The sequence below is a fragment of the Streptomyces swartbergensis genome (assembly GCF_002148965.1).
Classification (GTDB): domain Bacteria; phylum Actinomycetota; class Actinomycetes; order Streptomycetales; family Streptomycetaceae; genus Streptomyces; species Streptomyces swartbergensis.
In genome coordinates this window covers 1-10,042 of the sequence record NZ_NGFN01000316.1, presented here as the reverse complement: position 1 = coordinate 10,042, position 10,042 = coordinate 1, and the positions used below count along the sequence as shown (strand labels likewise).

The window sequence follows — 10,042 nt, the reverse complement described above, 5'->3', positions numbered from 1 at the left end:
CCCTACGGCCCCGCACCCCGCATCGAGGCGGGTGCGCGCTTCGGAGCGACCCTCGCCGCCGCCGACCGGCGCCTGGCGCAGGCCGTGGTGACCCTGCGCGAGCCGTCGGAGACGAACGGGTTCGTCAACGCCCATCCGATGGCCCACCACCGCTGGCTGCCGTCCATCGAGAAGGGCAAGGGGCTCGCCCTGGACGAGCTGATCGAGACCGGAGCCGCCTCCTTCGAGGGCGGTCAGCCCTGGGTCGGCGACGCCGAGCTGGAGCTGTTCGAGGCACCCACCGAGGAACTGGCCCGCCTGGAGATCCACGAGCCGATCGCCGCGTACTACCGCCAGGTCGGCGTGGTGTGGGACGGCGGACGGCTGCTGGAGTCCGGCACCTCCGGCGCCGAGTAGAGCGCCGGACGGAGACACTCATGCGCAACGTCACCCACGAGGAACTGCTGATCCGGGCCAAGGCACTCGACCTGCCCACCCAGCACCACATCGACGGCCGGGCCGAAAGCGGCAACGGCGCGACGTTCACCGTCGTCGCGCCCCGCAACGGACAGAGCCTCCCCCACGTCGCCGACGCGGGTGAGGCCGAGGTCGGCCTCGCGGTCGCGGCCGCGCGCCGGGCCTTCGACTCCGGCCCCTGGCCACGCCTGGCCCCCGCCGAACGCGGCCGGATCCTCCTGCGGATCGCCGAACTCCTCGAAGAACGACGCGAGGAACTCGCTCTCACGATCAGCCTGGAGATGGGCAAGCCCATCACCGACGCGTACGACATCGAACTGCGCGCCGCCATCAACACCTTCCGCTGGTACGGACAGCTCGCTGACAAACTCACCGACGAGTCCCCGCACACCGCCCCCGACGCCCTCGCCCTCGTCACGAGGGAGCCGGCCGGCGTGGTCGGCGCGGTCGTACCGTGGAACTTCCCGCTCACCCTGGCGAGCTGGAAGGTCGCCCCGGCCCTCGCCGCGGGCTGCACCGTCGTCCTCAAGCCGTCCGAATCCTCCCCGCTATCGGCCCTGGTGCTGGCCCGGATCGGCACCGACGCCGGACTGCCCCCGGGCGTCCTCAACGTCGTCACCGGTGACGGCCCGACCGCGGGCCGGGCGATCGGCCTGCACCCCGACGTCGACGTCCTGGCCTTCACCGGCTCCACCGCCGTCGGCCGCCACTTCCTGCGCTACGCCGCCGACTCCAACCTCAAGCGGGTCTGGCTGGAGCTGGGCGGCAAGTCACCCAACATCGTCCTGCCTGACGCGCCCGACCTGGAGAAGGCGGCCGCCACCGCCGCGTGGGGCATCTTCTTCAACCAGGGCGAGATGTGCACCGCCCCCTCTCGGCTCCTCGTGCACTCCTCCATCGCCGAGCAGGTCACCGACGCCGTGGTTCGGCGGGCACGGGAACTGAAGGTCGGTGACCCGTTGGACCCGGCCACGGAGATGGGCGCCCTGGTCTCGGAGGCTCACGCGGAGCGCGTCCTGGACCACATCGCCACCGGCCGCGCGGAAGGGGCCCGACTGCGCACCGGCGGGGACCGCACGCTGACCGCCACCGGCGGCAGCTTCCTCCAGCCCACCGTCTTCGACCGCGTGGACCCCGGCATGCGGCTCGCCCGCGAGGAGATCTTCGGCCCCGTCCTGTCCGTCCTCACCTTCGACGACCTCGACGAGGCCGTACGGCTGGCCAACGCCACCGAGTACGGCCTCGCCGCCGGCCTGTGGACCTCCGACCTGTCCACCGCCCACCAGGTCTCCCGCGCCCTGAAGGCCGGCACGGTCTGGGTCAACTGCTACGAGGAGGGCGACCTCACCGTCCCCTTCGGCGGCATGAAGCAGTCCGGCAACGGCCGCGACAAATCCGCCCACGCCCTGGAGAAGTACACCGAGCTCAAGACGACCTGGATCCAGCTGTGAGACCACTGATCGCCATCCCGGCCCGATTCTCCGCCACCACATCCGCGCTGCGGTACGCCGCCGAGGTCAACGCCCGCGCCTTGATCGAAGCAGTGTGGCGGGCCGGCGGCGAACCGGTGAGCATCCACCCGACCGACCCGGCCGAAGAGGACATCGCCGCCCGACTCGCCCGCTTCGACGGCGTCCTGCTCCCCGGCGGCGGCGACCTCGCCCCGCACCACTACGGCGCCACCGACACCCACGACACCGTCTACGACGTCGATGACCTCCAGGACGCCTTCGACCTGCAAGTCGTCCGCGTAGCCCTGGAGTCGGGGATCCCGATGCTGGCGATCTGCCGCGGCCTGCAGGTCGTCAATGTCGCCCTCGGCGGCAGCCTTCACCAGGACATGGGCGGCCCCGGCCACGAGCACCGCCATCTGCGGCACCCGGTGACCATCCGACCAGGAACACAGATGGCGGAGGCAGTCGGCGCCGAGAAGGTCGAGGCATCCTGCTACCACCACCAACGGATCGAGCGCCTGGGCAACGGCTTGACCGTGGCGGCCACAGCCGAGGACGGCACCATCGAAGCCCTCGAACTTCCTTCCTCACGAGGCTGGTTCGTGGCGGTGCAGTGGCACCCGGAGGACACCGCGCGCCATGACCCCTCTCCGCAGAACCTGTTCGGCACCCTGGTCCGTCATGCCGGCTCCGGCTGAGCAGCCCGGCCGGCGCTCCGGCAGCCCGCCGCCACCCGTGGACGCTCAAGACGCCGCGCCGGACCTCGCCGCCGCCGCAAAGGCGCCACCAGACCTCGGCGAGGGAAGCACCGCACAGGGCCGCCGCGGGTGCCGGCCGGCAGGGCGACGGCCGCGGCGGGCCGCGACGCACCGCTCCCCGGTCTCGACCGGCCCGGGCCCACCCCGGAGGGTCGGCGCCCTGATCACGATAATCGGCGCGCTGGCCGCCGTAGCCCCCCTGGCCACGGACATGTACGTGCCAGGCTTTCCTGAACTGGGACGAACCCTGCACGCGAGTGACTCGGCCGTGCAACTGTCCATGACCGCCTTCCTGGCAGGGCTCGTCCTGGGCCAACTGGTCATCGGGCCGCTCAGCGACGGCCTCGGGCGCCGCCGCCTGCTCCTGCCCGGCACCGCCCTGTTCGCCGTTCTCTCCCTGGCGTGCGCGCTCGTCCCCAACGTGCAGATGCTGATCGCCGCGCGGTTCCTTCAGGGCGTCGCCGGGGCGGCCGGCATGGTGCTGGCGCAGGCGGTGGTCACCGACTGGTTCCACGGCCCCGAGCTGCCGCGCTACTTCTCGATGCTGTCGATGGTGATGGGCCTGGCGCCCGTCACGGCGCCGGTGCTCGGAGGCGCGATCCTGTCGGTCACGAGCTGGCGGGCTGTCTTCGTCGTGCTCGCATTCTTCGGTGTGCTGCTCTTCCTGGCCGCGCTGTTCGGTGTCCGTGAGTCACTGCCTCCCCAGCGGCGCCGTCAGGGCGGGGTGACCATCACGTTCCGGGCCATGGGGCGGCTGCTCGGCCACCGCGCGTTCCTCGGCTGCATGCTCACTCTGGCGTTCAGCTCCGCGGCGCTCTTCTCGTACATCGCCGGTTCCAGCTTCGTCTTCGAAAACCACTACGCGGTGTCCGCCACGCGGTACAGCCTGATCTTCGCGACCAACGCGGCGGGCATGCTGCTGGCCGGCTGGAGCTTCGGGACTCTCTCCCGGAAACTGTCGGTGGGCAGCCTGCTGACGGCCGGGGTCGCGGTGGCGCTCGCCGGCATGCTGCTGCAGGTGGCCCTGCTCGCCGGGGACGGCGCTGGCCTGGCCGGCACCTGGGCCTGTCTGTTCGTCACCCTGTTCGGCATCGGGATGGTCTTCCCGGCCGGTATGACCCTCGGGCAGTCACTGGGCCGGAAGGCGTCCGGAGCCGCGTCGGCACTGCTCGGCGGGGTGGAATTCCTGCTGGGTGCCCTCGCCTCCCCGCTCGTCGGCGTGTTCAGCACCGGCAGTCCTTTGCCCATGGCGGTCATCATGCTGAGCGCCATCCTCTGCGCCGCACTGGCGCTGCTGTTCCTGGCCCGCCCCTGGAAGACCCACGACACACTGCCCCGGGCACTGGAGTCGCTCGGCAGTGCTTAGCCGACGAACTCAGCACGGAGGTGGACCGGTTGCGGAACTCCGTGACCCGCGAGCAGGGCGCCGCCCTGGTGATGACACCCACGACGCCGACGTCGCCGCCCACACGAACGGCGATGGTCGCGGTTGCGGTGGGAGCCGCCGGGCTACCGGGTGGAGGCCCGGTGGGCCCGGCCGAGCCGGTCCGCCAGTCGACCCAGCTCCTCGGCCAGCTCCGCGGGCTCGTGCACGATGAAGTCGTGGCCGAGCAGTGCCAGGTGCAGCGCCAGTTGCGGGAGCGAGTCGCCGCCGATGGTCAGCAGGCAGCTGTCGGGGTCGGTCGCTTCGATGATCCCGGTGCCCGGTGAGATCCGCTCGGCGACGGTGGCGGCCGGTGCCCGTACCAGGATGCGGGCGCGGTGGTGGTAGGGCGCGGCGGTGACCGAGTGGGCGACATAGACCGCCGCGTCGGGCGGGTCGCGGGGGACGAACCGGGTCCCGGTCGAGCGGGGATCGTTGATCCGGTCCACGCGGAAGGTGCGCCAGTCGTCCCGGTCCTGGTCGCGGGCGACCAGGTACCAGCGGCGGCCGGTGTGCACCAGCCGGTGCGGCTCGACCCGGCGGAAGCTGGCCTCGCCGTCGTGGGCATGGTAGCCGAAGGTGAGGTGGTGTGGGGCCTGGCACGCCTCGGCGAGCACCGTCAGCACCTCCGGGTCGGCCGTGGGCGCCTGGCTGGTCAGGGCGATGGTGGCCTCACGGAGTGCGGTGGTGCGCCGGCGGAGCCGTACCGGCAACAGCCGCTCCAGCTTGGTCAGGGCTCGCAGTGACGTCTCCGCGATGCCGGTCACCGAGTGGCTGGTGGCGGTGCGCAGGCTCAGCACGATCGCGACGGCCTCGTCGTCGTCGAGCAGCAGCGGCGGCAGCGTCGACCCCGCGCCGAGCTGATAGCCGCCGGCGACTCCCACTGTGGCCCGGACCGGGTATCCGAGTTCGCGGAGCCGGGCGATGTCGCGGCGCAGGGTCCTGACCGTCACGTCCAGCCGCTCGGCGAGTTCCGGGCCGGTCCACTCGGGACGGCTTTGCAGGAGGGACAGCAATCGCAGCAGGCGTGCCGATGTGTCGAGCATGACATCAAGTCTGGCAGCAAACGAGGACAGGAATTGACCTCAATTGGGGCTAGCGTGCAGATATGAAGGCACGGACGGTCTGGATCATCCTCTTCCGCGGTGTTGGCGGCGCGACGCGGCTTCCCGTTGCGCCACTGCGCCAGAAGCTTGCCGAAGCGGGCTTTTCGAAGGTCGCCACCTACATCAACAGCGGCAACGCGATCGTGGAGAGCGACCTTGCCCGGGAGGCGGTGGTGGAGCGCATCGCGGAGGTCTGCGCGCGTGAATTCGGCTTCGCGAAGGACATTCACGCCGTCTCGCTCGCCGAGTGGGAGGAGCTGATCGAGGCCAATCCGTTTCCGGACGCCGTCGCGGTGCCGAAGTTCCTCCTCGTGGCGGTCCTGGCCGGGGAGCCGGAGCCGGGGAAGGTCGAGGCGCTGCGCGCCTTCGCAGCGCCCGGCGAGCAATTCGCCGTCATCAACAGGGTCGCCTATATCCACACGCCCGGCGGCTTCGACGGCAGGAACCTGGCGGCGAAGTTCGACAGGGGCATCGGCGTGCCCAACACGGCGCGCAACTGGAACACCGTGCTGAAGCTGGCCGAGCTGGCGCGCGCGGCCGCCACGTGACGACGCGTTAGCCCTGATGCCCAGCCAAGCCGCGAGGCAGCTCGTTCAAACCGCTGTCTGATCTCATCCCCCCGTCCCGAAGTCCCGAAGTCCCGAAGTGGGTACCCCCATGTCTCAAACAGCCTCAAAGGCTCTGGGCGCACCGGACGCCAACCGCTGGAAAGCGCTCGTCTTCGTCGCGCTCGCCCAGCTGATGGTGGTCCTGGACTCCACCATCGTGCCGCTGGTCGTGGGCATGGTCACGGGCTCCGCGCAGATCGGCACCCGGCTGGTGACCCGCATCGCGCCCCGGCTGCTGATGGGCCCCGCTTTGCTGGTCGCCGCGCTGGGCTTGTTCCTGCTGACCCGGCTGGAGACCGGCTCGTCGTACGCCGCGCTCGTGCTGCCGGGGATGCTGCTGCTCGGCCTCGGCCTCGGCCTCGGCCTCGGCCTCGGCCTCGGCACAGGTACGGCGTTCATGCCGGCCATGTCGCTGGCCGCACAGGGCGTCGAGCCGCGGGACGCCGGTGTCGCCTCCGCGATGGTCAACGCATCACAGCAGGTGGGCGGCGCGATCGGCACGGCCCTGCTGAACACGATCGCCGCCTCGGCGACCGCGTCCTACCTCACCGACCACATCGCCGCTTCTGCGTCCGGCCGGTCGCAGCTACTGGTCCAGATGCAGGGCATGGTGCACGGCTACACGACCGCGATCTCGACGTGCCGGACCTCCTCGTCGGCGACCTCCGGCAGTTCTTCCGCCCCTACCGCTGACCGCATCCCTCAAGGTCCAAGAGAAGATCACCGCATGAAACTCACCGCACGGGAACTCAACCGCGCCACGCTCGCTCGGCAGTTGTTGTTGCGGCGGGAGACGCTCGGCGTCGGCGAAGCCGTACGGCGTGTGGTCGCGCTGCAGGCGCAGCAGGCTGCCTCGCCCTACCTCGCGTTGTGGAACCGGCTCGCCGACTTCGACCCCGCCGAACTCGATGCGGCCTTCACCGGCCACGCGGTCGTCAAGTCGACCCTGATGCGGATCACGTTGCATGCCGTCCACGCCGACGACTACCGGGCCTTCCACGAGGCCGTGCAGCCGTCGCTGCGTGCCGCCAGGCTCAATGACCGCTTCACGGCGTCGGGGCTGACCGTCGAGGACGCCGACGCGCTGATCCCTGAGCTGCTCGCGTTCGCCGACCGGCCTCGGACGAGCCCGGAGTACGAGGCGTGGCTCGGACAACGGCTGGGTGCGCCGCCGAAGCCCGAGGCGTGGTGGGGTTTGCGGCACTACGCACCGCTGCTGCACGCACCCACCACGCCGCCGTGGTCCTTCGGCCACCGTCCGTCGTACGTCGCGGCCCGGAGGCGACCGGTGCTGGCGAACCCGGAGGTGTCCGCCGAGTCCCTGCGGAAACTGATCCTTCGCTATCTCGGGGGATTCGGGCCCGCGTCGGTGGCGGACGTGGCGCAGTTCGCGCTGGTGCAGCGAGGCAGGGTCCGCAAGGCACTGCAGGGTCTCGCCGGTGACCTGGAGCGGCTGGAAGGGCCCAACGGCGAGGAACTGTTCGACGTCCCGGGTGCACCGCGCCCGGACGAGGGCACCCCGGCGCCGCCCCGGCTGATGGCCATGTGGGACAGCACCCTGCTGGCCTACTCCGACCGTAGCCGTCTCATCCCGCCGGACTACCGCAAGCTCGTGATCCGCGTGAACGGTGACGTGCTGCCGACCCTGCTGGTCGACGGGTACGTCGCCGGTGTGTGGCGCCCGGCCGAGGAGGGGATCGAGGCGACCGCCTTCCACCACCTGCCGGACGAGACCTGGGAGCAACTCGCTGCCGAGGCCCGATCGCTGACGGCTTTCCTTGCCGACCGCGAACCGCAGGTCTACCGCCGCTACGCCCACTGGTGGCGCAAGCTGCCGAGCGCCGAAGCCCGGCTGCTCTCCGGGAAGTGAGGTGGCGCGCCCCGGCACCGAGGATCCGGATGGGCCGGAGGACGTCGGACGACCCAGCGCGAGGCCGCGCTAGGTGTCGGACGTCCACACGCTCAGGCCGAGCCCGAAGGCGGTGGCCTCGGCCAGCCGTACGGCCGCGTCGTCACCGTGGGCGACGGTCACGGCGGCGAGCGGACCGAAGGTCCCCTCGTCGAAGGCGGCCATGCCGGGGCCGGTGTCGGCCAGGACGGTGGGCTGGAAGAAGTAGCCGTCGCCGGGCAGCGGCTTCCCGCCCGTGAGCAGCAGCCGGGCGCCCGCGGCGACGGACTCCTCCACCTGACGCGCGATCGCCGCCCGCAGGTCGTCCCGGGCCAGCGGGCCGACCTGCGTCGACCGCTCCCGGGGATCACCGATCCGAAGCCCCTCCACCCCTTGGACGAAGGCCGTGGTGAACGCGTCCGCCACCGCCTCGGCCACGATGAACCGCTTGGCGCACACGCAACTCTGGCCGGAGTTGGTGAAGCGTGCCCGCACCGCGGCCGCCGCGGCGGCCGCGACGTCGGCGTCGTCGAGCACCACGAAGGCGTCCGAACCCCCCAGCTCCAGCACCGACTTCTTCGCTGCCCGCCCTGCCGCCGTGCCGACCGCGGCTCCGGCACGGTTGCTTCCGGTCAGGGTGACGGCGGCGATGCGGCCGTCCTCGATGAGCCGTGCCGTGGTGTCGGGCACGTCGGTGTTCCGCCACGAGCAGGGCGTTACGGGATGGCCCTCGGGCTGGTGAGCGTTGCCCGACCCCGCGCTCCGTCGCCGTATGAGCGCTGACGTTGTCGCGTGATCCGGGCGGGCTCGGCCTTCCGCCGAGCCCGCCACGCCGGCTCCGTACCGGAGCCGGACTCGTGTCACTCCGTCAGCGCCGCAGTGTCAGCAGACCCGGACGGTAGGGCAGGAGGCCGTAGTCGCCGCCGGAGTTGGGGCTGCGCCCCTGGTAGAGCAACTGCAGATTGCAGGGATCGACGGTCATGGTCTGATCGGGGCTGGTGCGGATCAGTTCGCCGTGGCTGATGTCGTTGGTCCAGGTGGCGCCGCTGTTGGCCTTGCCGGCGAAGGGATTGCTCTCGGTCGCGGCCTGGGGTGTCCATGAGCCGTTCAGACTGGTGGCCGTGAACGAGCGGAAGTAGCGGTGGCCCTGCGAGCCGATCGCCTCGACGATCATGAGGTAGCGGTTCTGGCCCTGGAGCTTGTAGACCTGCGGGGCTTCGAACAGGTTGTTCGTCGTATCGCTCATGATCGTTGTGTAGGTCGAGCCGAAGCTGCCCGGGAAGTTCCCGATCGGCATGCTGGCCCGGTAGATCTTGCCGTTGTCGCCGGCGAAGAACAGGTACATGTTCGTCCCGTCAGCGATGAGCGTCTGGTCGATGGGGCCTGTTCCGGGGCCGGGGATGCTTCCGGAGAAGAGCTCCTGCTCCGATGACCAGCCATTCGGGTTGGTGGGGTCGCTCGATGTCCGGTAGGAGAAGGCGGTCCTACCCCACTGGTAGGCGAGCACCCAGATGTTCTTCGGCGCGAAGTAGAAGAGCGTGGGGGCGACAGTGGAAGTCGACATCGTGTTCTGGCTGGCCGACGCCATCTCCGACCAGTTGGTGAACAGGCCGAAGTTCATCGAACCCCAGCGCGTCCCTGTGTCGTGCGTCGTCGCATAGACGAGTTGCCTGCCGTTGTAGGGGGCGACGGTGAAGTCCTTGAGCGAGACCCACCCCGGCTTGGGCTGCGCCAGCGCGCCCGTCGATGTCCAGCGGTATGTCGACGGAAGGGCGCACGGGCCGGGGTTGTCGGCGCCGATCTTGACGAGCTGCCACTGCTGGTTGGCGCCGCCCCAGTCGTCGTACTGGACGACGTTCGCGTTGTCGGCGGTGGAGGCGCCTTGTACTTCGAGGGCCTTGTTGCTGTGGCGCGAGATGAGCCTCACGTAGCCGTCCGAGCTGTCGGCCAGGCGCCACTGCTGGTTGGTGCTGTTCAGGTCGGCCCACTGGACGATCGAGCCGCCGTTCGCGGTGGACCAGTTGTGGACGTCCAGCACCTTGCCCGAGTGGCGGGACTTGATGCGGTAGTAGCCGCCCCCGGAATCGACGAACTGCCATTGCTGCTGGTTCTGATCGTTCCTGGTCCACTGGGTGATCCGGGCGCCGTCGTTGGTCGCCATGTTGTAGACATCCAGGGCCTTGCCGCTGTTGCGGTTGACCAGCACATACGAGGCGTTGGGGTCTACGGTCGCCGCGCCGGCGGGCTGGGCACCGAGGAAGGTGGCCACGAGCAGCAAGGGTGCAAGGACGGCGAGTAAGCGTCTGAGACGGACCGGGGACGGGTGGCGAAACCACATCAGAGGGGCCC

At 70.5% G+C, this 10,042-nt stretch carries 9 protein-coding genes; 6 read left to right on the top strand and 3 right to left on the bottom strand.

Annotated elements, in window-relative coordinates:
* The 4 genes from CA983_RS34440 to CA983_RS34425 all read left to right on the top strand — a co-directional run.
* The coding region (locus tag CA983_RS34440) for an acetoacetate decarboxylase family protein (protein ID WP_167407519.1) at nucleotides 1-396 on the top strand (396 nt) is incomplete at its 5' end.
* Nucleotides 397-416: 20 nt separating this feature from the next.
* Entirely contained in the window at nucleotides 417-1,907 is a 1,491-nt protein-coding gene (locus CA983_RS34435; protein ID WP_086604690.1) for an aldehyde dehydrogenase, read from the top strand.
* Entirely contained in the window at nucleotides 1,904-2,608 is a 705-nt protein-coding gene (locus tag CA983_RS34430; protein WP_244207220.1) for a gamma-glutamyl-gamma-aminobutyrate hydrolase family protein, read from the top strand. The genes CA983_RS34435 and CA983_RS34430 overlap by 4 nt, the downstream gene beginning before the upstream one ends.
* Before the next feature lie 271 nt (nucleotides 2,609-2,879).
* Complete coding sequence (locus CA983_RS34425; RefSeq protein ID WP_244207219.1) at nucleotides 2,880-4,034, top strand: multidrug effflux MFS transporter; 1,155 nt, start codon at nucleotides 2,880-2,882, stop codon at nucleotides 4,032-4,034.
* Nucleotides 4,035-4,177: 143 nt separating this feature from the next.
* Here the strand turns inward: CA983_RS34425 and CA983_RS34420 are convergent, their stop codons facing one another.
* A complete protein-coding gene (locus CA983_RS34420; RefSeq protein WP_086604688.1) occupies nucleotides 4,178-5,137 on the bottom strand; it encodes a helix-turn-helix transcriptional regulator in 960 nt (319 codons plus the stop codon).
* Nucleotides 5,138-5,199: 62 nt separating this feature from the next.
* Between CA983_RS34420 and CA983_RS34415 the strand changes: the two genes are divergently transcribed.
* Together CA983_RS34415 and CA983_RS48435 are read left to right on the top strand one after the other, a co-directional pair.
* A complete protein-coding gene (locus tag CA983_RS34415) occupies nucleotides 5,200-5,745 on the top strand; it encodes a DUF1697 domain-containing protein (protein ID WP_086604687.1) in 546 nt (181 codons plus the stop codon).
* A 109-nt stretch (nucleotides 5,746-5,854) separates the two neighbouring features.
* The gene (locus tag CA983_RS48435; RefSeq protein WP_244207218.1) at nucleotides 5,855-7,675 is read left to right on the top strand and encodes a DNA glycosylase AlkZ-like family protein; all 1,821 of its coding nucleotides are present in this window, start codon (nucleotides 5,855-5,857) and stop codon (nucleotides 7,673-7,675) included.
* A 69-nt stretch (nucleotides 7,676-7,744) separates the two neighbouring features.
* On the opposite strand, the gene CA983_RS34400 is transcribed toward CA983_RS48435, so the two are convergent.
* Both CA983_RS34400 and CA983_RS34395 read right to left on the bottom strand, forming a co-directional pair.
* Nucleotides 7,745-8,383: an aldehyde dehydrogenase family protein gene (locus CA983_RS34400; RefSeq protein ID WP_244207217.1), complete on the bottom strand. Its 639-nt coding sequence runs from the start codon at nucleotides 8,381-8,383 to the stop codon at nucleotides 7,745-7,747.
* Nucleotides 8,384-8,561: 178 nt separating this feature from the next.
* Nucleotides 8,562-10,031 carry a non-reducing end alpha-L-arabinofuranosidase family hydrolase gene (locus tag CA983_RS34395; protein WP_086604685.1) on the bottom strand — a complete coding sequence of 490 codons (1,470 nt, stop codon included), beginning with the start codon at nucleotides 10,029-10,031 and terminating at the stop codon, nucleotides 8,562-8,564.
* Nucleotides 10,032-10,042 lie beyond the last annotated feature (11 nt).